At 67.6% G+C, this 21155-nt stretch carries 20 protein-coding genes and 1 pseudogene; 14 read left to right on the top strand and 7 right to left on the bottom strand.

Annotated elements, in window-relative coordinates:
• The first annotated feature begins 45 nt into the window (after positions 1 to 45).
• Positions 46 to 810, top strand: coding sequence for a polysaccharide deacetylase family protein (locus tag AC11WY_RS01465; RefSeq protein ID WP_482921783.1), 765 nt, complete (start codon positions 46 to 48; stop codon positions 808 to 810).
• A gap of 286 nt (positions 811 to 1096) precedes the next feature.
• Positions 1097 to 2422: a virulence factor family protein gene (locus tag AC11WY_RS01460; RefSeq protein WP_482921781.1), complete on the top strand. Its 1326-nt coding sequence runs from the start codon at positions 1097 to 1099 to the stop codon at positions 2420 to 2422.
• A gap of 6 nt (positions 2423 to 2428) precedes the next feature.
• On the opposite strand, the gene AC11WY_RS01455 is transcribed toward AC11WY_RS01460, so the two are convergent.
• On the bottom strand, positions 2429 to 3298 hold the full coding sequence (locus tag AC11WY_RS01455) for a glutathione S-transferase (RefSeq protein ID WP_482921779.1): 870 nt from the start codon (positions 3296 to 3298) through the stop codon (positions 2429 to 2431).
• Between the two features lie 208 nt (positions 3299 to 3506).
• Here AC11WY_RS01455 and AC11WY_RS01450 point away from each other — a divergent pair, with 208 nt between their 5' ends.
• The 8 genes from AC11WY_RS01450 (at position 3507) to AC11WY_RS01415 (ending at position 12197) form a co-directional block, all read left to right on the top strand.
• A complete protein-coding gene (locus AC11WY_RS01450) occupies positions 3507 to 4385 on the top strand; it encodes an RNA polymerase factor sigma-32 (protein ID WP_482921777.1) in 879 nt (292 codons plus the stop codon).
• 85 nt (positions 4386 to 4470) lie between these two features.
• On the top strand, positions 4471 to 5667 hold the full coding sequence (coaBC, locus tag AC11WY_RS01445) for a bifunctional phosphopantothenoylcysteine decarboxylase/phosphopantothenate--cysteine ligase CoaBC (protein WP_482921775.1): 1197 nt from the start codon (positions 4471 to 4473) through the stop codon (positions 5665 to 5667).
• Positions 5668 to 5740: 73 nt separating this feature from the next.
• A complete protein-coding gene (dut, locus tag AC11WY_RS01440) occupies positions 5741 to 6205 on the top strand; it encodes a dUTP diphosphatase (RefSeq protein WP_482921879.1) in 465 nt (154 codons plus the stop codon).
• Positions 6205 to 7242, top strand: coding sequence for a HesA/MoeB/ThiF family protein (locus tag AC11WY_RS01435; protein ID WP_482921773.1), 1038 nt, complete (start codon positions 6205 to 6207; stop codon positions 7240 to 7242). Before dut ends, AC11WY_RS01435 begins: the two co-directional genes overlap by 1 nt.
• Positions 7243 to 7317: 75 nt before the next feature.
• A complete protein-coding gene (locus tag AC11WY_RS01430; protein WP_482921771.1) occupies positions 7318 to 8109 on the top strand; it encodes a transporter substrate-binding domain-containing protein in 792 nt (263 codons plus the stop codon).
• Positions 8110 to 8158: 49 nt separating this feature from the next.
• Complete coding sequence (locus AC11WY_RS01425; RefSeq protein WP_482921769.1) at positions 8159 to 8956, top strand: amino acid ABC transporter permease; 798 nt, start codon at positions 8159 to 8161, stop codon at positions 8954 to 8956.
• Between the two features lie 24 nt (positions 8957 to 8980).
• Positions 8981 to 10108, top strand: a complete 1128-nt coding sequence (locus AC11WY_RS01420) for an AI-2E family transporter (protein ID WP_482921877.1) — start codon at positions 8981 to 8983, stop codon at positions 10106 to 10108.
• Between the two features lie 61 nt (positions 10109 to 10169).
• Positions 10170 to 12197 carry a M3 family metallopeptidase gene (locus AC11WY_RS01415; RefSeq protein WP_482921767.1) on the top strand — a complete coding sequence of 676 codons (2028 nt, stop codon included), beginning with the start codon at positions 10170 to 10172 and terminating at the stop codon, positions 12195 to 12197.
• A gap of 95 nt (positions 12198 to 12292) precedes the next feature.
• Here the strand turns inward: AC11WY_RS01415 and AC11WY_RS01410 are convergent, their stop codons facing one another.
• Both AC11WY_RS01410 and AC11WY_RS01405 read right to left on the bottom strand, forming a co-directional pair.
• A complete protein-coding gene (locus AC11WY_RS01410) occupies positions 12293 to 13189 on the bottom strand; it encodes a cation diffusion facilitator family transporter (protein WP_482921765.1) in 897 nt (298 codons plus the stop codon).
• 69 nt (positions 13190 to 13258) lie between these two features.
• Positions 13259 to 13762: an SH3 domain-containing protein gene (locus AC11WY_RS01405; protein WP_482921763.1), complete on the bottom strand. Its 504-nt coding sequence runs from the start codon at positions 13760 to 13762 to the stop codon at positions 13259 to 13261.
• A gap of 143 nt (positions 13763 to 13905) precedes the next feature.
• Between AC11WY_RS01405 and AC11WY_RS01400 the strand changes: the two genes are divergently transcribed.
• The 3 genes and pseudogenes from AC11WY_RS01400 to AC11WY_RS01390 form a co-directional block, all read left to right on the top strand.
• The gene (locus tag AC11WY_RS01400) at positions 13906 to 14892 is read left to right on the top strand and encodes a 2-hydroxyacid dehydrogenase (protein WP_482921761.1); all 987 of its coding nucleotides are present in this window, start codon (positions 13906 to 13908) and stop codon (positions 14890 to 14892) included.
• A 43-nt stretch (positions 14893 to 14935) separates the two neighbouring features.
• Positions 14936 to 15760 carry a hypothetical protein gene (locus AC11WY_RS01395; protein ID WP_482921759.1) on the top strand — a complete coding sequence of 275 codons (825 nt, stop codon included), beginning with the start codon at positions 14936 to 14938 and terminating at the stop codon, positions 15758 to 15760.
• Between the two features lie 160 nt (positions 15761 to 15920).
• A pseudogene (locus AC11WY_RS01390) lies at positions 15921 to 16103 on the top strand (IS5/IS1182 family transposase); the annotation flags it as partial.
• A 247-nt stretch (positions 16104 to 16350) separates the two neighbouring features.
• On the opposite strand, the gene AC11WY_RS01385 reads toward AC11WY_RS01390, so the two are convergent.
• Entirely contained in the window at positions 16351 to 17166 is an 816-nt protein-coding gene (locus tag AC11WY_RS01385; protein WP_482921757.1) for a hypothetical protein, read from the bottom strand.
• A gap of 286 nt (positions 17167 to 17452) precedes the next feature.
• Here AC11WY_RS01385 and AC11WY_RS01380 point away from each other — a divergent pair, with 286 nt between their 5' ends.
• On the top strand, positions 17453 to 19942 hold the full coding sequence (locus AC11WY_RS01380) for a GcvT family protein (RefSeq protein ID WP_482921755.1): 2490 nt from the start codon (positions 17453 to 17455) through the stop codon (positions 19940 to 19942).
• A gap of 43 nt (positions 19943 to 19985) precedes the next feature.
• Here the strand turns inward: AC11WY_RS01380 and AC11WY_RS01375 are convergent, their stop codons facing one another.
• The 3 genes from AC11WY_RS01375 to AC11WY_RS01365 all read right to left on the bottom strand — a co-directional run bounded on the left by AC11WY_RS01375 (position 19986) and on the right by AC11WY_RS01365 (position 21132).
• Positions 19986 to 20405 (bottom strand): hypothetical protein, encoded by a 420-nt coding sequence (locus tag AC11WY_RS01375; RefSeq protein ID WP_482921753.1) that lies wholly within the window; start codon positions 20403 to 20405, stop codon positions 19986 to 19988.
• Positions 20406 to 20410: 5 nt separating this feature from the next.
• Positions 20411 to 20653, bottom strand: a complete 243-nt coding sequence (locus AC11WY_RS01370) for a hypothetical protein (protein ID WP_482921751.1) — start codon at positions 20651 to 20653, stop codon at positions 20411 to 20413.
• A gap of 134 nt (positions 20654 to 20787) precedes the next feature.
• Complete coding sequence (locus tag AC11WY_RS01365) at positions 20788 to 21132, bottom strand: carboxymuconolactone decarboxylase family protein (RefSeq protein ID WP_482921749.1); 345 nt, start codon at positions 21130 to 21132, stop codon at positions 20788 to 20790.
• Positions 21133 to 21155 lie beyond the last annotated feature (23 nt).

Raw genomic sequence — 21155 nt, 5'->3', positions numbered from 1 at the left:
GCTATGGTCATTCGAGACGGCAGAGGTCAGCGAAAGGCGGGCAGCATGGAGCGTTTCGTCGCGCCGATCCGGGAAGAGGCCGCGTTGTGGCGCGCGGCGGGCCGGGTGCCGGTGTTCTGGCTGCGCGACGACGACGCCGTCGAACCGACGCCCGCGCTTGACCGGCTGATCACGCTGACCGCCGCGTATGCCGTGCCCCTGACCCTCGCCGTTATCCCGAGGCGGACAGGCGAGCCGCTGGCGGTGCGGCTGGACCGCGAGGACCACGTCACCGTGGCGGTGCATGGCTGGGCCCACAGAAGCCACCGCATCGGCGCGGCCGCAGGCGGTGGCGCGGGCGGCGAATATGGGCCGCAACGCCCCGCCGAGGTGCGGCTGGAGGAAACCCGTGGCGCGCTGGTCAAGCTCAGACGGCTGCATGGCGACCGGGTGCTGCCGGTGCTGGTGCCGCCGTGGAACCGGATCGAGCGCGCCTTCGTGCCGCGTCTGGCCGAGGCGGGCTATGCGGCGCTGTCGGCCTGGGGGCCCGAGGTCGCCGGGCCGGTGCCCGAGGTGAACGCGCAGGTCGGCATCGTCGCCTATTCGCCCGGCAAGGCGGCGACCGCCGATCCGGTGCAGGTGGCGGGCCAGATCGCCGCGCGGATGCGGGCCTGCCGGGACGCCGGGCAGGGCGCTATCGGGGTGCTGACGCATCATCTGATGCATGACGCCGACACCGACGGGCTGCTGCGTGTGGTCTTCGAGGTGACTCGCAATGCCGGGGGCGCCTGGGTTTCGCTGCGCGACCTGCTTGCCCCGGCGGCGGTCTGACGCGGTCTGAACGACTCGCGGAACGGTGGCGGAAGGCCGCGATTCACGTCATTGTAGCAATCCTGACACAAGAGTGATGGATCACCCCCCTGCGACCGCCCCCTGCGGCACCGATTTCGATTTCGCCTTCACGCCGCCCCCTTTATCCTGCGCCAAAAGGCAGCTAATGCCCCAGGCGTTTTTCCGTGGAGCTACATCCGATATGAACTGGAAGGTTCGCTTGCTCGCAGCGTGCGTTGCCGTTGCACCTTTGTCCGCCCTTGCCGACGGCTGGCAGAGCGACGTTATGCCCGTCAATCACATCTTCATGCCGAACGGCCCGGCGCGCGGGGTGGCCTTCGTGCTGTCCGACGCGGCGGGCTGGGGCGCGCGCGAAGAGGCGATCGCGGCAAAGCTGAAGGCCGACCAGATCGGCGTCGTCGGCGTCGACATGCCGACCTACGTGAAGGCGATCAACGACCAGGCGCCGCTCACGCTGAAGGATGACCCCTACGACCCGGTCTGTTCCTACCTCGTGTCGGATGTGGAAAGCCTGAGCCAGCAGATTCAGCGCGCTTCGGGATCCACCGATTACGTGATGCCGGTGGTTTCCGGCACCGGGATGGGCGGCGGTCTGGCGCTGGACATGACCGACCAGACGCCTGACGCCACGGTCGCGGCCACGGTTGTCGCCGATCCCGCCTCGGCGGTGCCGTTGACCAACGACCTGTGCACCCCGGCGGGTTACATGACCGACAGCCGTGGCGAGGTTTACGCGCTGCCGCCGAGCCAGCAGGTCGACCCGGTGTCGGTGATTCTTAGCCCCGGAGTGGAGCCGGACGTGCGCGCCCGCGTCGAGGCGCTGAAGGCGACCGCGACCAACGTGACCCTGTCGGAGAATACCGAGCCGTCGGTGAACCTGATGGTGCGCCAGATCGAGGCCCGGATCGACGAGTCACGCACCGCGATGGCCGCGCTGCCGGTGACGATCCTGCCCGCCACGCCCAAGCATGACGTGATGGCGATCATCCTGTCGGGCGACGGTGGCTGGCGCGATCTGGACCAATCGGTGGGCCAGATCATGCAGGCCGACGGCATCCCGGTCGTCGGCTTTGATTCGCTGCGCTATTTCTGGTCGAAGCGGACCCCGGACGAGACGGCGAAAGACCTCGCCACGCTGATCAAGCACTACCACGATGCCTGGGGCGTCAATAACGTGATCCTCGTCGGCTATTCCTTCGGCGCCGACGTGCTGCCGGCCACCTTCGCGCGTCTGCCCGAAGCAGCGAAGAACCGGGTCAAGCTGATCAGCCTGCTTGGCCTCTCGACTGCGGCGGATTGGGAGATCACCGTGGACGGCTGGATGGGCTCGCATGGCGGCCAGGCGGTGCCGACCGGGCCCGACGTGGCGCAACTGCCGCTGGCCAAGGTGCAATGCATCTATGGCGCGGACGAGGACGACAGCGGTTGCCCGGCGGTGGCCGCGCTGGGCGGCGAGGCGATCAAGGATGATGGCGGGCACCATTTCGACGGCAATTATGCCGCCGTCGAAAAGCAGATCATGCAGGCCTTCGCCGACCGCACCCAACAGGTCGCCCAGACCGAAGCGCACCCGGCCGACGCCAAGCCCTGACCGGGGTCAGCCGACCAGCGCCATGAACGGCGGCCAGGCCTCGGGGTCGGCCGCCGTCTTGTCGCGGCAGAAGGCGTTGCAGAAGCCGAAGATGCGGCCGTTCAGCCGCAGGAAATGCGTGACGGGCTGACCGGAATAGGGGCAGGCCGGGTTTTCCGCCGGGCCGCTGGCGACCGCCTCTGCCGCCAACGGCACCCGCCCCGGCCAGTCGCGCCGGGCGAAATCGCGGCTGTAGATGTCCTGATCCGGCCCATCCACCAGCGCCATCGCGCGCCAGCGCCGGAACGACGGATGCGCCAGATGCGCCGCGACATAGGCCGCGGCCTCGGGGCCGACCGGCAGGTCATAGCCCGCGATCCGGGCGGCAACCGGGGCGAAATACGCATCCACCGCCGAATAGGCGCCGCAAAGCCAGGGCCCGCCGTCGCCCGCCTTGCCACGCGCCCAGGCCCACAGCGTCTCGATCCGGGCAAGGTCGGCGCGCACCGGGTCGGAGAGTTCGACCCCCGCGTAGGCCGCGCGCAGGTTCATCGGGCAGGCCTGCCGCAGCGCCGAAAAGCCGGAATGCATCTCGGCCGCCAGCATCCGCGCCGCGGCGCGCGCGGTGGGCAGCGCGGGCCACAGCCCGGCGTCGGGGTGGCGGCTGGCCAGTTCCTCGGCCATCGCCAGGCTGTCGGCGACCACGGTGCCATCCTCGGCGCGCATCACGGGGACGGTGCGGGCGGGAGCATACTCTTCCAGCAGGCGCGGCAGTTCGTCGGTGAAAAGCCGCGCCGTTTGCGTGCGCACCGGCAACCCGAAGGCGTCGAACAGCAGCCAGCCGCGCAGCGACCAACTGGAATAGGCGCGGTCGCCGATGGCAAGATCGTAGGTCATGGTGCGGTCTCCGGGACAGGGCAGGGTGGACCCTAGCCGCAAGTTTCTCCGCGGGGAAATGCTGATTTGGGTGACCGGCCAACATGCGCGGTATCGACCAACCTGTCCGCCGTGCAATCGAAACATTTCACGCGCATGATTTGATCCAAACCCGCGATGTCGACGTATCCCTTCAGATACGGCGCACGACAACCGGCAGGGGGTTCCAATGGCGCTTGACGGACCGATCGACCAGACGATGTCGCGCAAGGCCATGAAGGCCGAGTTTCTGGATGCCGAGACCGAGTTGAGGTTGGCCTATGCCTGGCGCGACCAGCGTGACGAGGCGGCGCTGCACCGGCTGATCAACGCCTACATGCGGCTGGCGATTTCGGTGGCCTCGCGGTTCCGCCGCTATGGCGCGCCGATGAACGACCTGATCCAGGAGGCGGGGCTGGGCCTGATGAAGGCCGCCGAAAAGTTCGATCCCGATCGGGGCGTCCGGTTCTCGACCTACGCCGTGTGGTGGATCCGTGCGGGCGTGCAGGACTATGTGATGCGCAACTGGTCGATGGTGCGCACCGGCTCGACCTCGGGGCAGAAGGCGCTGTTCTTCAACATGAAGCGCGTGCAGGCCAAGCTTGAACGCGAGGCCCGCGACCGTGGCGAGACGCTGGACCAGCACCAGTTGCGCGCGCGCATCGCCCATGAGGTCGGCGTGCCGCTGTCGGATGTCGAGATGATGGAGGGGCGGCTGGCGGGCTCGGATTTCTCGCTGAACGCCACGCAGGCCACGGATGACGAGGGCCGCGCCTGGATCGACGCGCTGGAGGATGACACTGCGCAGGCGGAAGAACTGGTTTCCGACGCCCACGACTCGGCCGCGTTGCGGCGCTGGCTGGTGGTCGCCATGCAGGCGCTGACCGAGCGCGAGCGCCTGATCGTGCGCGAACGCAAGCTGCGCGAGGCGCCGCGGACGCTGGAAAGCCTTGGCGAGGAACTGGGCCTGTCGAAAGAGCGGGTGCGGCAGCTTGAAGTCGCCGCCCTGACCAAGATGCGCCGCAGCCTTGAGACCCAGAGCATCGAGGTGCGCGAACTGCTGGGCTGAGGGTCATCGCCCGCGCGGCCTTCCCCCATTGTGCCACAGGGCTAGCCGCCCTAGAACCGGGGAAGGGTCACCACGAGGGCGGCAGATGCTTGACGGCAAGCGCATTCTTCTGATCATCGGCGGCGGCATCGCGGCCTACAAGGCGCTGGACCTGATCCGGCGGCTGAAGGAACGCGGCGCGGCGGTGACGCCGGTGCTGACGCGGGCGGCCGAGGAATTCGTGACGCCGCTGTCGGTCAGCGCGCTGGCGGGCGAAAAGGTCCACCGCGCGCTCTTCGATCTGACCGACGAGGCCGAGATGGGGCACATCCAGTTGTCCCGATCCGCCGATCTGATCGTGGTCGCCCCGGCGACGGCCGATCTGATGGCGAAAATGGCGGGTGGGCGGGCCGACGACCTCGCTTCGACACTGCTGCTGGCCACCGACACCCGCGTGCTGATCGCGCCCGCGATGAACGTGCGCATGTGGCAGCACCCGGCGACGCAGCGCAACCTTGCCACGCTGCGCGGCGACGGCGTGCTGACCATCGGCCCCAACGAGGGCGAGATGGCCTGCGGCGAACACGGCCCCGGCCGGATGGCCGAACCGCTGGAGATCGTCGCAAGCATTGAAACGGCGCTGGGGGACGGGCCGCTGGCCGGGCGGCATGTGCTGGTCACCTCGGGGCCGACGCACGAACCGATCGACCCGGTGCGCTATATCGCCAACCGGTCGTCGGGCGCGCAGGGGGCGGCACTGGGGGCGGCGCTGGCGGCGCTGGGCGCGCGGGTGACCTTCGTGACCGGCCCCGCGAGCGTGCCGCCACCGCCCGGCGTGCATGTCGTCGCGGTCGAGACGGCGGCCGAGATGCTGGCGGCGGTCGAGGCGGCGTTGCCCGCCGATGCCGCCGTCTTCGCCGCCGCCGTCGCCGACTGGCGCGTGGCCAATGCGAGCGGCGCGAAGCTGAAGAAGGACGGCAGCGGCCACGCCCCGGCGCTGGAATTTGCCGAAAACCCCGACATCTTGGCCACCGTGTCGAAGATGGGCCCCGGCCGCCCGGCGCTGGTCGTGGGCTTTGCCGCCGAAACCGACGATGTGGTGGCCAACGCCAGCGCCAAGCGGGCGCGCAAGGGCTGCGACTGGATCGTGGCGAACGATGTGCGCCCGGCAACCGGCATCATGGGCGGAACGGAAAACGAGGTGACGCTGGTGACCGCAACGGGCGCCGAAGCCTGGCCGCGGCTGCGCAAGGACGAGGTTGCCCGCCGCCTTGCCGCCCGCATCGCGGCCGCGCTGCAATGACCGGCGGGATCGCGGGGGGAACCCTGCGCCTCCGGCGGGGATATTTGGACCAGAAAGAAAGGGCCGGGGCATGATGCCGACGCTACGCTTCCTGTGGGAGGACTGGGCCGACCGCGCGCTTGGCCTGCCGTCTTATGCGACACTGGGGGCCGCCGGGGCCGACATCCGCGCGAACCTGCGCCCGGAAGACCGGGCCACCGGCTTCATTCTGGAACGGATGCACCGCACCATCGTGCCGACCGGCCTGCGGCTGGAAATCCCCGCCGGTTTCGAGGCGCAGGTTCGCCCGCGTTCGGGCCTGGCGCTGCGGCATGGCATCAGCCTGCCCAACACGCCGGGCACGATCGACAGTGACTATCGCGGGCCGCTGGGCGTGCTGCTGATCAATCTGGGTGCCGAGCCCTTTACCGTGCGTCACGGCGACCGGATCGCGCAGATGGTGGTGGCGCCGGTGCTGCAGGCCCGCTTCGAGGTGGTCGAGGCGCTGAGCGAGACCGATCGCAGCGAGGGCGGTTTTGGCTCGACGGGGCGGCGCTGATGCCGCTGGTGCTTGTCCTCGCGACCGGGCTCTGGGGGCTGGGCTGGCTGATGAAGGCGCCGGTGCGGGCTCGGCTGGTGATGGTCGCCATGCTGCTGGCCGGGGTGATCCTGGAACATCTGGTGCTGCCGCCCGGCCATCCGCTCCGGCAGGCCACCGGTGGATCGGCGCAGGTCTGGATTGTGCTGATCGGGGCGGCGGCGCTGGTTTATGGCTACCGCGCCGGGTTGCGCGGCCTGAAGGCCCGCGCGCGCCCCGTCGAGGCCGCGCCCGAGGGCCCCTTCACCCCGGCCGAGATCGACCGCTACGCCCGCCACATCTTCCTGCGCGAGATCGGCGGGCCGGGCCAGCGCGCGCTGAAAGAGGCGCGCGTGCTGGTGGTGGGCGCGGGCGGGCTTGGCGCGCCGTCGCTGCTGTATCTCGCGGCGGCGGGGGTCGGCACCATCGGGGTGATCGACGACGACACGGTGGAGGCCACCAACCTGCAACGGCAGGTGATCCACACCGATGCGCGGATCGGCATGGCCAAGGTCTTTTCGGCCGAGGCGGCAATGCGGGCGCTGAACCCCTTCGTGACCATCCGCCCGTACCAGCGCCGCCTGACCGAAGACATCGCGGCAGACCTGTTCGCCGAATATGACCTGATCCTCGACGGCTCGGACAATTTCGACACGCGCTATCTGGTGAACCGGCTCGCGACGCGGGCGGGCAAGCCGCTGATCTCGGCGGCGATCACCCAGTGGGAAGGGCAGATCAGCCTCTATGACCCCGCCCATGGTACACCCTGTTACGAATGCGTCTTTCCCACCCGTCCGGCGCCCGGTCTTGTGCCGAGTTGCGCCGAGGCGGGCGTGGTGGGTCCGCTGCCGGGCGTGATGGGCTCGATGATGGCGCTGGAGGCGGTGAAGCATCTGACCGGCGCGGGCCGGACGCTGCGCGGCGAGATGCTGATCTTCGACGGTCTCTGGGGCGAAACGCGCAAATTGCAGTTGTCGCGCCGCGCCGATTGCCCGGTCTGCGGCGCCGGTCATGTCTGAACGCGGCTGCGGGCTGGACAGTCCCCGGTCGCCCGCCTTAGGCTCGATCAAATGATCGTGACAAGGAGTCTTCCGATGAGAATTGCCGCCGCTCTTGCGGGCCTTGCCGTTGCCGCCGCCGCCGCCCTCGCCCATGCCGGGCCGCTGCCGGATCTGGGCGGCAAGGCGATCGTCGTGGTGACCGAGAATGCCTATCCGCCGCTGCAGTTCGTCGATCCCGCCTCGGGCAAGCCGATCGGCTGGGAATATGACGCGATGGCCGAGATCGCCAAGCGGCTGAACCTGAAGGTCAGCTACCAGAACTCCAGCTGGGACGCGATGATCCCGGCCGTCAGCCAGGGCCAGTACGACATCGGGATGGAAGGCATCACCATCCGCGACGACCGCAAGGAAAAGGTCGATTTCTCGGACCCCTACATGCATTCGGAAATGCTGATGCTGGTGCGTGCGAACGAGACCCGGTTCACCGACGCCAAGGGCTTTGCCGCCGACCCCAAGCTGCTGGTGGCCGCGCAGCCGGGCACGACGCCGTTCTATACCGCCGTCTACGACATCCTTGACGGCAACGAGGCGAACCCGCGCGTGAAGCTGTTCGAGACCTTCGGGGCCGGGTTGCAGGCACTGAAGGCGGGCGACGTCGATCTGGTGCTGTCGGACAGCACCGGGGCCAAGGGCTACGTCGCGGCCAACCCCGGGCTTTACAAGATCGTGGGTCAGCCGCTGGGGGCCGAGGATTTCGGCTTCATCTTCCCGAAGGGCTCGGCGCTGGTGGCCCCGATGAACGCCGCCATCGCGGCGCTGAAGGCCGATGGCACCTTCGACGCGCTGACCAAGAAGTGGTTCCTCGACTACAAGATGAGCCAATGACCACAGGCGGCCCCGGCCCGCGCCGGGGCCTTCGGTCCGGCCTTTCCTGATGCCGCCACCGCCCGATACCGACCGCGAGTTTCCCTGGTGGCTTGTGCTGCTGACCGGAATCGGCGCGGTCATGCTGGTGGGGTTCCTGTCGGATGCGGTCTACACGCAGGTGTTGCGGACCCTGCTGAAAGGGGTCGGGGTGACCCTGTTCGTCACCGTGGTGGCCTTCGGCATGGCCTCGGCGCTGGGCCTGCTGCTTGCGCTGGCGGCGACGGCGCGGCTGATCGTGGTGCGGCAGACGGCGCGGTTCTATGTCGAGGTGATCCGTGGCGTGCCGATCATCGTCTTGCTGCTTTATGTTGCATTCGTGCTGGCGCCGCTGCTGGTGGCCGGGTGGAACCGGGTTACCGAACCGCTTGGGTTCGGGCCCCTGCTGACGCGCGACGTGTCGCTCTTGTGGCGCGCGATCATCGCGCTGACCATTGCCTATTCCGCCTTCCTGTCCGAGGTGTTCCGCGCCGGTCTTCAATCGGTCGACCGGGGCCAGATCGAGGCGGCCGAGGCGCTGGGGCTGTCGCGCTGGCTGCGGTTCCGGCTGGTGGTGATGCCGCAGGCGTTCCGCACCATCCTGCCGCCGCTGGGGAACGATTTTGTTGCAATGGTGAAGGACTCGAGCCTGGTGTCGGTGCTGGGCGTGACCGACATCACCCAGCTTGGCAAGATCAGCGCGGCGGCGAACTTCCGCTATCTTGAAACTTACAATGTCGTTGCCCTGATCTATCTGACAATGACGGTCACGCTGTCGCTGGCGCTGCGGCGGCTGGAGGCGCGGTTGCGGCGACGGGGTGGCGGGTAACGGGATGGCGCGACGGTGCAGGACATGACGGGCAAGGACGACGAGAGCGTGGCGGTGCCGCAGTTGCGGCCGGTGCCGCGGCGCGCGCTGGTCACCGACCTGTCGCTGGCGCGCTGGCTGCTGGTGATCATTCTGGCGGCCTCGGCCTATTTCTTCTACGGCTTCATCGTGCCGGTGCTGGCAGCCACAGTGATCGCCTTCGCCAGTTGGCCGATCCTGCTGTATCTCGACCGCAGGCTGGGGCTGAACCGCAAGGTCGCGGCGGGTCTGCTGGTCCTGCTGATCGTGCTGTTCATCGTCGTTCCGGTCGGGCTTGCGCTGTTCTATGCGCGGGGCGAGTTGCAAAGCTGGATCCGCTGGGCCAGCGCCGCGAACAGCGCGGGGGCCCCCGCCCCGGAATGGCTGGGCCGGATTCCGCAGGTCGGCGAGTGGCTGAGCGAGAAATGGACCGAAGAGATCGGCCACCCCGGCGCCATCGGCGAGATCGTGCAACTGGTCAGCGGGGCGAACTTCGGCTCGATCTACCGCGGCGTCCTGACGGTGGGCAACCTGGCCTTCCAACTGGCGCTGACGCTGGTGTTCATGCTGATCGCCCTGTTCATCTTTTTCCGCGATGGTGAAAAGCTGGTCGCGCAGATCGACCGCGTCGGTCGGCGCATCCTGCAACCCGAGCGCTGGAACCGGCTGTCGCGGATCGTGCCCGCCACGATCACCGCCACCGTCACCGGCATGACCCTGATCGCGATCGGCGAGGGCGTCGTGCTGGGGGTGGCCTACTGGATCGCCGGGGTGTCCTCGCCGGTCATTCTGGGCGTCATCACGGCGTTCATGGCGCTGGTGCCCGGTGGCGCACCGCTGGCCTTCACGCTGGTGTCGGTCTATCTGATGGCCAGCAGTTCGTCCTTCGCCGGGCTGGCGCTGTTTTCCTGGGGCTGCATCGAGTTGTTCGTCGTGGACAAGACGATCCGGCCGATGCTGGTTGGCGGGCCGGTGAAGCTGCCGTTCCTGCCGACGTTCTTCGGGCTGATCGGCGGGGTCGAGACGATGGGCATCGTCGGGCTGTTCATCGGCCCGGTGCTGATGGCGCTGATCGTGGCGATGTGGCGCGAATGGCAGCGCGAGATCGAAGTCGGCGCGCAGCCGAAGCCGTGACCTTCCGCCCCGGCCCTTTGCGGAGGACCGGCGGCCCCGACACCCGATGGAGACCACCCCGATGACCAACCCGCTTCTTTCCCCCTGGACCGGCCGGTTTGGCCTGCCGCCCTTTGCCGCAGTCCGGGACGAGGATTTCGCCCCCGCCTTTGATGCGGCTTTGGCTGAGGCGCGCGCCAACATCGCGGCGATTGCCGGGACTGCGGCGGCGCCGACTTTCGCCAACACGATCGAGGCGCTGGAACTGGCCGAGGGCGCGCTGGACCGGGTGGGCGGCGTGTTCTTCAACCTGGCCGGTGCCGACAGCACCGAGGCGCGCGAAGCGTTGCAGCGCGATCTGGCGCCGAAACTTTCGGCCTTCGGGTCCGAAGTGACGATGAACCGGCCGCTGTTCGACCGCGTCGAGGCGCTGTGGCAGGGCCGGCAAACCCTTGATCTGACCGCAGAACAACTGCGCGTGCTGACGCTTTACCGGCGCATGTTCGTGCGCGCGGGGGCACAGGTGCAGGGCGCGGCGGCCGACCGGCTGACGGCGGTGAAAAGCCGCCTTGCGGTGCTGGGCACCACCTTTTCGCAGAACCTGCTGGCGGAGGAACGCGACTGGGTGATGCCGCTGGCAGCATCCGACCTGGAGGGCCTGCCGGAGTTCGTGGTGGCCAGCGCGAAGGCCGCCGCCGACGACCGCGGGATGCCGGGCCACGCGGTCACGCTGAACCGCAGCCTGATCGTGCCGTTCCTGCAATTCTCGGCCCGGCGCGGGTTGCGCGAACGGGCCTATGCGGCCTGGGTGGCGCGGGGGGCGAACGGCAATGACCACGACAACCGGCCGATTGCCGCCGAGATCCTGCGGTTGCGGGAAGAACGGGCGCGGCTGCTGGGTTATCCGAGCTTTGCGGCCTACAAGCTGGAACCCGAGATGGCGAAGACGCCGGGCGCGGTGCGCGACCTCTTGATGCGGGTCTGGGCCCCCGCGCGGGCTAGGGCCGGAGCGGATGCGGCGGTGCTGACGGCGATGATGCACGCCGATGGCATCAACGGCGATCTGGAGGCCTGGGACTGGCGCTATTACTCCGAAAAGCGGCGCCGGGCCGAGCATGATCTGGATGAGGCGGCGCTGAAGCCCTACCTGAGCCTCGACGCCATGATTGGTGCCGCCTTCGATGTGGCCGGGCGCCTCTTTGGTCTGGAGTTTCAAGAGGTTGCGGGGCCGTTCTACCACCCCGACGTGCGCGGCTGGGAGGTGACGCGGAAGGGCCGTCACATGGCGGTGTTCCTGGGCGACTACTTCGCGCGTGGCTCGAAACGGTCCGGTGCCTGGTGTTCGGCGATGCGCGGGCAGCGCAAGCTGGGCGGCGAGGAGCGGCCGATCGTCGTCAACGTCTGCAACTTCGCCAGGCCCCCGGCGGGGGAACCCGCGCTGCTGAGTTACGACGATGCGCGGACGCTGTTTCATGAATTCGGCCATGCGCTGCATCAGATGCTGTCGGATGTGACCTATGGCTTCATCTCGGGCACCTCGGTGGCGCGCGATTTCGTGGAACTGCCAAGCCAGCTTTACGAACATTGGCTGGAGGTGCCCGAGGTGCTGAAAACCCATGCGCGGCACGCCGCGACGGGTGCCCCGATGCCGCAGGACATGCTGGAAAAGCTTTTGGCGGCAAGCACTTACGATCAAGGTTTCCGCACCGTCGAATATCTCGCCTCGGCGCTGGTCGATCTCGCGTTTCACGAGGGCGCGGCCCCGGCCGACCCGATGGCACTGCAGGCGCAGGTGCTGGACGACCTCGGGATGCCGAAGGCGATCCGGATGCGCCACGCCACCCCGAACTTCGCCCATGTGTTCTCGGGCGACGGCTATTCGGCGGGCTACTACAGCTACATGTGGTCCGAGGTGATGGACGCCGACGCCTTTGCCGCCTTCGAGGAGGCGGGCGATCCCTTCGATCCGGCCACGGCGGCGCGGCTGGAACGGTTCATCCTCTCGGCGGGCGGCTCGCAAGAGGCGGATGCGCTTTACACCGCCTTCCGCGGCCGGATGCCGGGGGTGGAGCCGCTGTTGAAGGGGCGCGGGCTGCTGGAACCGGCGTGAGCGGGCAAAGCCTTGGAAAGGCTGCGAAATAGGGGCACCGAAAAAGCACCGATTTCGCACCGATTTCGCACCGACGTTGATACCGATTTCGCGGTTTATGCCGCCCCGGTCGGCGGCCGCGCCACGTCCTGATGGATGATCACGTCGGTCTGCGGATAGGCGGCGAGGATCGCGCGGCGCAGGGCGGCGCTGATCGCGTGGGCCTCGGTGAGGGTCTGGTCGCCGTCAAGCTCGACATGCAGGTTGACGAAGACGCGGCTGCCCGCTGTCCGGGTCTTGAGGTCGTGGAAGCCGCGCACCCCTGGCCAGGCACGGGTGATGGCGGCGATGCCTGCGGTGATCCGGGGGTCAGCGGCGCGGTCCATCAGCGCGTCCCAGGCGCCCTTGCCGACCCGCAGCGCACCAAGGATCAGGATCGCCGCCGCGCCAAGCGCGACCACGCTGTCGATCTGGCCCAGACCGAGCGCCGAGGCCGCCCAGAGCGACAGCAGGGCGCCGAGGTTGAACACCAGATCGCCGAGGTAGTGCATCGAATCAGCCTCGATGACGCGGCTGCCGGTGCGCCGGATCACCCGGCGCTGCCACGCGATCAGCGCGACCGTCAGCACGACCGACGCCAGCATTGCCGCCATGCCGCGCCCCTCGGCCTGCAGCGCCACCGGATCGGGCGACAGCAGGCGCGCCACCGCCGCCCAGCCGATCACCGCGCCGGTCAGGCTGACGAACAGCGACTGGCCGAGGGCGGCGAGGTCTTCGGCCGAGGTGTGGCCGAAAGCGTGATCCTCATCCGGCGGGCGGGCGGCATAGAGGATCGCGATCAGCGCGCCGAGCGAGACCATGAAATCCATCGCGCTGTCGGCCAGCGAGGCCGCCACCGACAGCGCACCGGTCTGCCCCATCGCCCAGAGTTTCAACAGCACCAGCACGCCCGCCACCAGCGACGAGGCGAAGCCCGCGGAGGCGGTCAGGCGGGTTTCCGTCGGCAGGGCCATCGCGGACTCATCTTGGCTGCATGGGCGGGCAACCTAAGCCGCACAGCGGGCAGGCGCAACCGGCGCGCGTCAGCCCAGCGTCTCGTCGGGATCAACGCCCCAGACGGCACTTTTCTCGACCCAGCCGGTGTCACCACCGGCACCGATACGGCACCAGTTGTCGCGCGCCGACAGCAGGCGGGCGATCACGTCGACCTCGGCCCGTGCGGTGATCGGGGCCCCCTCCTCGGGCAGCGCGCGCAGATCGGCCATCGGTTTCGTCACGATCACCGTGCGCGCGCCCGACAACAGCGTGTAGTGCATCCAGCCGCCCAGCCCGTCCTTGTCCTCGACCCGGCGCCAATGGTCGAACTCGGCGGTGATGCGCAGCGGCATGCCGTTGCGGGTGAAGACCCAGTCGATGCGCTGGGTCAGTGCGGGGCCGCGGCGGGCATAGCCCTGGGTGCCCTTCAGCGACACGAAGCGCGGGATCGGCAGGTGGGTGACCGGCCCCTCTTCCAGCGCCGACCCGCGTCCGGCCGCAACCAAAGCGGCCCACCCGGCGGCCAAAGCCGTGAATTCCCGACGATTCATTTGTCTCTGCCCGTGCTGCGTCCGGTGCTGCCCGTCTTTCGGGGCCGATTCCCGGCTGGTCTGCCCGGCGGCGCTTGTGCCGCGCCGCGCTATCGGTAACTCTGCCACCAGCATCGCCGGAAGAAAAGCGCAAGGAGGGTCGGATGCCCGCAGAGCGTCTGAGTGTTGTCGTGACGCGACGGTTGCCCGAGGTTGTCGAGACCCGGATGAAGGAGCTGTTCAACGTCGAATTGCGCGATCCCGACGAAAAGATGACGCGCGATGAACTGGTTGCGGCGATGCGCCGCGCCGATGTGCTGGTGCCCTGCGTGACCGACACGATCGACGCCGCGATGCTGGCGCAGGCGGGTGAAAAGCTGAAGCTGATCGCCAATTACGGCGCGGGCGTGGATCATATCGACGTCGCCTCGGCCCGCCAGCGCGGGATTCTGGTGTCGAACACGCCGGGCGTGGTGACCGAGGATACCGCCGACATGGTGATGGCGCTGATCCTCGCCGTGACGCGCCGCATCCCCGAGGGGCTGGCCGAGATGCAGGCGGGCAACTGGAAGGGCTGGGCGCCGATGGCGCATCTGGGCGGGCGGCTGGGCGGGCGGCGGCTGGGCATCCTGGGCATGGGACGGATCGGGCAGGCGGTGGCGCGGCGGGCGAGGGCGTTCGGGTTGCAGATCCACTACAACAACCGCCGCCGCCTGCGCCCCGAACTGGAGGCGGAACTGGAGGCGACCTGGTGGGAAAGCCTGGATCAGATGGTCAGCCGGATGGACATCATCTCGATCAACTGCCCGCACACGCCCTCGACCTTTCACCTGATGAACGCGCGGCGGCTGAAGCTGATGAAACCTTCGGCGGTGATCGTGAACACCTCGCGCGGCGAAGTGATCGACGAGAACGCGCTGACCCGCGGACTGCGCGCGGGCGAGATCGCGGGGGCGGGGCTCGACGTCTTCGAGCACGGCCACGAGATCAATCCGCGGCTGCGCGAGTTGCCGAACGTCGTGCTGCTGCCCCACATGGGCTCGGCCACGCTCGAGGGGCGCATCGAGATGGGCGAGAAGGTCATCATCAACATCAAGACCTTCGCCGATGGCCACCGGCCGCCGGATCAGGTGCTGCCGGGGATGCTGTGACGGCGGGCACCTGACTGCGGGCGGCAACCGAAGGGGCGCAGGCATGACGGAGCCCGTGACGGCGATCGAGACGACCCTTCACGCGGCGGGCAGTTGTGTGGTGCGGGCAAGCCTTGTCGAGGGGGCGGCCGAGGTCGTCGTCAGCTTTGAATCGGCAAGCCAGTGGGTGGATCGCCGCAACCAGAATCGCCCGGGCTTCGGCGAGAAGTTCCTGCTGGAAAACGGCTATTCCACGCTCAGCATCCTGCCGCGCCGGGTCGCCAACTGGTATCGCGACCCGGCGTTCATCGATTTCCTGCTCAGCCGCAGGATGCGGCGGCTGCTGGCGCGGTTCGCGCGCATCCACACGATGGGCGACAGCATGGGGGCCTACGGCGCGCTGGCCTATGCCGATGCGCTGAGCGCCGACAACGTGATCGCCTTCGCCGCCCTATCCACCCTGAACCGCCAGAAGGCACCCTGGGATCCGCGCTACGAGGCAGAGCGGCAGGCCTACGACTGGGACGGCCGGTTTCACGATGCGGCGTTCGGGCTGCAATGCCCCGGCTCGGTCTATGTGCTGTGCGACCCAGACCGGCTTGACGCGCGGCACCGGGCACGGATCGCGCCCGCGGCGGGATCGCGGCTGATCGGGATCGACCTGCCGGGCTGCAAGCACGCGGTCACCGAAACGCTGGCCGAGGCCGGCATCCTGAAGGCGGTCGTGCGCGCCTGTCTGACCGCGGCGCCGCGGGAGGCGGTGCAGGGCCTGGTGGACGGTGCCGACATCGCCGCCGCCTTCGCCCGGCTGGAGGGCAAGAAAACCGGGCGGGCCTATGCGGGCCAGGATACCGCCGGCCTGGACACGGAGCCGGACGTCTCGGGATGAGCGCGAGAGGGGACACGCCGCGCTGACCCGCGCGGCGCCGACCAGTCTCAAGGACATCCATCACTTCCAGCATCCCATGCACCGTCCAAAAGGAGACCATATGGACGGTCCAATAAAGACAAGGATCAGTCAGGCGAAGACGGCCCTCGGCGTAGGCTTACGACGATGGAGCGGCTATCACCGCCGGAGCCGCGCAGAGACCAAGATGCACTGCGTCAAACTGTTGGGCCAGCGCCTGACCGCGAGGGACTTCGACCGTCAGGTCGCCGAGTTCCAAGTCAGAGTTGCCGTTCTGAACGGCTTCACCGCGCTCGGCATACCCGCCACAAAGGCCGTGGGATAAGTCTGTCGGGGGAAAGGGGAACCCTGCACATCAGGCCATTTGTGCAACAGAGCCTTCGACAGGCATGCCCCGAAATCTGTTAAAATCATCGACGCATTCAAGCCTTGCTGAGAATATCCTCCCAAAACACATGCTCATTTCAATATCCGGCGCCTCCGCATGCGAAGCTGTGACCAGCAATGTCACCAACCCCAAAGACAAGCGGACACGGCGAATTAGCCTCGAAACCATGAACCTTCTCCCGGGGCTAGTTCTTCAGGGGCGTCAGCGTCAGCACTTCGCTGTTGGTCTTGCAGCCATTCGGAATGCCGTCCATGCAGCCCTTGGTGGTCTGATGGATCACCATCGTGTCGTTCTTGCCGGGGGCGATGGTGTAGCTGCCGCTGCCGCTGCCGGTGAAGCCGCTGCCCTGCAGTTTGTACGCGACCGTGCCACCATCGCGCGAGGTCGGGGTGTAGACGAAATCGGCCGTCCCGCCGGGAAAGACGCCATCAAGCGGGAAAGGCTCGTCCAGTCGCGCCACCGTGCCGGTCACCTTCATGCGGGGGCCGCCGCCGGTGACGTTCCAGGGCCGCGGGCAGGCCTTGTCAAGAAACTCGGTCGCGATCCGCGATGCCTGTTTGAGAACGTCGGCCGGGGTTGCGGAATGGCCCGAGATGCTTTGTGCCGCCGTGCCACCCGAGGCGTTCTGCAGGTCAACCGTCCAGGCCGCCCCGCCGTTGTCGAAATCGACGCTGCCGCCGATCAGATAGTCCGGGGCCATGATATAGGCCTCCTTGACGGCCAGCGTCTTGTCGGTGACGCCGCTCAGCTGAAGCGCCTGCTCTTTGGCCACCTCGTCGCGCCGGGTCCACTCGACCACCTTGATCGGGCACCAGGTGAAATCACCCTCTTTCAGTTGCGTCGTGATCTGGCCGATGATCTCTTCGGTCAGTCCTTTGCCGACATGGGGTTTGGCCTCGTCGCCGGTCAGATCCCCCCCGACGGTGATCTCGCCGACCGCGATGACCGAACTGGCCGTCTTGGGCTGTTCGGCCTGAACGCCCGAAACCGACAGGGCCATCACGATTGTCAGAAGGGGGGCATGAGCAATTCCGGTCACGCGTGGTTGCAAGACAGCCGTGCATCCCATGTGGAAAATTCCTGCTGCGAGGGAATGAAAACGATCACTATGGCCTGACGCTAGGCCGGTGTCCGGAACCTGTCCAGCCTGATGGACGGTGGCGCGGGCGTGTCGCGAAGATGGGGTCATGTCGTTTTCCGCCGCCAAGCGTCGGGCCGACCTTCCCGGATTTCCGCCCCTCTGGCATGTATGGATCCAAAGACCTTGCCCTCAGGGAGTCGGCCCGATGAAGACCCATGTGAAAGCCCTTGTCGTCGGTGGCGGTGCCGTGGGCACCGGGATCGCCTACCACCTTGCCAAGGCCGGCTGGGATACCATGCTGGTGGAGCGCGACGAGTTGACCTCGGGCTCCACCTGGCACGCGGCGGGGCTGCTGCCCTTGTTCAACATGGGTTATGCCACCACCCACATCCACAAATACTCGGTCGATTTCTACAAGGCGCTGGAGGCTGAAACCGGGCTGAACCCCGGCTTCTATGTCGTCGGCAACCTGCGCATGGCGCAGACCGATGCGCGGATGGACGAATACATGCTCTATTCGTCGGTCGCCGAGACGGCGGGCGTCTACCACGAGTTCATGACCCCGAAGGAGATCAGCGACCGCTGGCCGCTGGTGCGGACCGAAGACCTGAAGGGGGCGCTGTTTCACCCGCAGGACGGCTACATCAACCCGGCCGACGTGACGCAGGCGATGGCCAAGGGCGCGCGCCAGCATGGCGTGACGATCGAGCGGCGCTGGCAGGTGGATGCCTACCGCTGGACCGGTTCCGAGTGGATCGTCAGCCTGACGAAGATGGTGGAGCAGGGCGGCAACCTAGTGCCCTCCGACGAGAAGGTGGAGGTCCACGCCGAGCATGTGGTGACCGCCACCGGCAACCATGCGCAACGCACCGCGCGGCTGCTGGGCGTGAAACTCCCGGCGATTCCGGTCGAACATCAGTACATCGTGACCGAGCCCGACCCGATGCTGGTCGAGTGGCGCAAGACCAATCCGCAACACCCGGTGCTGCGCGACGCCGACGCCAAGTGGTATGTGCGCGAGGAACGCGGCGGCTGGATCCTTGGCCCCTACGAACGCAACGCCCCGGCGCGGTTCCTCTACGATGTGCCGGAAGGCTTCCGTGCCGACCTCTTCCCGCTCGATCTGGAGCGGATCGAGGCGGAATACATGTCGTTCATCCACCGCATCCCGTCGTCGGAGTCGGTCGGGCTGAAGGACGATTTCAACGGCCCGATCTGCTACACGCCTGACGGCAACCCGCTGGTCGGCCCGGTGCCGGGTCTGCGCAACATGTGGATCGCCGAAGGCTTCAGCTTTGGCATCACCGCGGCGGGCGGCACCGGCCATTACCTTGCCCAGATGATGACGCAAGGCGAGGCCGAGATCGACATGGCCAGCCTTGATCCCAAACGCTACGGCTCGTGGATGACGACCGAATACGCGGCGCGCAAGAACGAGGAGTGCTATGAGCATGTCTTCGTCCTGCACCACCCGGATGAGGAGCGTGAAGCCTGCCGCCCGCTGCGCACCTCGCCCGCCTACGACCGCCAGAAGCTGCGCGGGGCGCAGTTCGGGCAGGTCAACGGCTGGGACCGGCCGAACTACTACGCGCCGATGGGCTTTGACGACCACGCCAGCCGCAGTTTCCGGCGCGGCGGCTGGTGGCAGTATGCGGTGGAGGAAGCCAAGGCGATCCGCGAGACGGCGGGGCTGATCGACGCCACCGCCTTCACCAAGCATCTGGTGCGCGGGCCGGGGGCGACGGCGTTCCTTGACTGGTTCACCTGCAACGCGCTGCCGAAAGTGGGCCGGATCAACCTGACCTATGCGCTGACGCCGACCGGCACGACGCGGACGGAATATACGATCGTTCGTTTATCCGAGGACTCGTATTACCTCGTCTCGGCCGGGGCGTGGACGGCCTATGACGCGGATTACCTGCGCAAATCCGCCGAGGATTTCATCGGCAGCGGCGGCGGTTACGTCGACATCCACGATGTCACCACCCAGTGGGGCGTTTTCGCGCTGGCCGGGCCGAATGCCCGCGCCATCCTGAAAGAGATCGTCAAGGACGCCGACCCGGCCACGGTGTTGTCGAACAAACGGTTCCCCTGGCTGTCGATGCGTCGGATCGAGCTTGGCATGGTGCCGGTGATGGCGATCCGCGTGGCCTATACCGGCGAGCTGGGCTGGGAATTGCACCATCCGATCGAGATGCAGAACCACCTCTTTGATCAGCTCATGGCGGCGGGCGAAAAGCACGGGCTGAAGCTGGTCGGCGCGCGCGCGCAGAACTGGCTGCGGCAGGAGAAAAGCTATCGCGCCTTTGGCAACGAGTTGGGCCGCGATGCGACGCCGCTGGAGGCCGGGCTGGACCGCTTTGTCGATCTGAGCAAGGAGTTTCAGGGCAAGCAGGCGATGCTGGACGTGGGCATCCGGTCGAAATGCATGACGCTGCTGATCGACGGGCCCGCCGACGCCGACCCCTGGGGCAAGGAGGCGCTGCTGCATGACGGCGTGAAGATCGGCCGCCTGACCTCGGGCGGGTATTCGGTCGCCTTCGGCAAGCAGATCGGCATGGGCTATGTGCGCGCAGACCTCGCGGTGACGGGCACCCGGCTGAAGGTGCGGATGTTCCGCGACCTGTTCGATGCCGTGGTGACGGAAGACAGCCCGTTCGACCCGTCGAACGCGCGAATCCGGGTGGACGGCTAGGTATCCTGACGAACGGGCCGCACCATCGGCGCGGCCCGCGTCGTCATTCCGCCGCCATCGGCCCCGGGTCGGTGACCACATAGCGGCAGGCGCGGCAGGCGTCATGGCCGCTCTGGTCGAACCAGCGGCAGGTGGTGCGGATGGAGCAGGCGGGAATGCCGACCCCGGCATCGGGGTGCCCGATTACCGCCAGGTGTTGCAGCACCATTTCGGCCACGCCGCAGGAATGGCCGGTCCACTGCTGGCACTTGCCCTCGACGCAGGTGTGGGCGAACCGCATCCGTGCCTCGGGCGGGCCCTGAAGCCGGGCGCGGGCGATGAAGTCTTCGTCCACCACCAGCGCGGTGCGCAGATGATGGACGCGGCCGTCCGCGCCGACCCGGCCCAGCAGCGTCGCACCCGGTTGGGCGGGCGCGCTGGGGCAGGTGCGCGCGACGGACGGCCCGGCCGGGTCGTCCGTCACGGCGTTCATCCGCGGACGGCGAGCGACTTTTCGACCGCCTTTTCGGCGATCATCACCTGGTCGATGTTGGGCCGCAGGATCAGGCCGGGCCAGGGGTGGGGAAAATGGATGACGAAGGGCGGCGTGCCGCACCAGCCATCGTCATCGGCCAGATGGCCGAGAACGGCCCTCTGGATCGCGTTCGAAATCCGTTCGGTCTGGATTTTCGACAGCTTCAGGTCACCAACGTCAACCACGAAACGGGTCATCTCGATCTCCAATTCCTGAAATAAAGTTGCTGCGTCGGGAAACTCGACGCAGCTTTATCCTGACCGAGAATCAACTAAGACGCGAGTTTCCCTTAGGTAAGGTTTTCCTGACCACGGCTGGTTTCTGCCGATGCTCAGGCAGCGGGGGCGGCCAGTTCATCCCAGCAGGCGAGCGCGTGACCGGCATACATCAGCGCCGGGCCGCCGCCCATCTGGATCGCCATCGCCAGCACATCGGCCAGTTCCGCGCGCGTGGCGCCCGATTTCATCAAGGCCTCGACGTGGAAGTTGATGCAGGGCTGGCAGCGTTGCGCCACGGCGATGCCGACGGCGACGTATTCCTTGTGCTTGACCTCCAGCACACCCTCGTCATGGGCGGCCTTCGACAGTTGGGCAAAGCCCTTGGCCACCTCGGGGATGGCCTTGTTCAGCACGCGCAACTCGCTGCGCATGTCGTGGATTTCGGTTCTGTAGGTCATCGGGGCCTCCTGGTCGTCCGGCG

Source organism: Solirhodobacter sp. (assembly GCF_964715405.1).
This window is presented reverse-complemented; position numbering and strand designations above follow the sequence as displayed.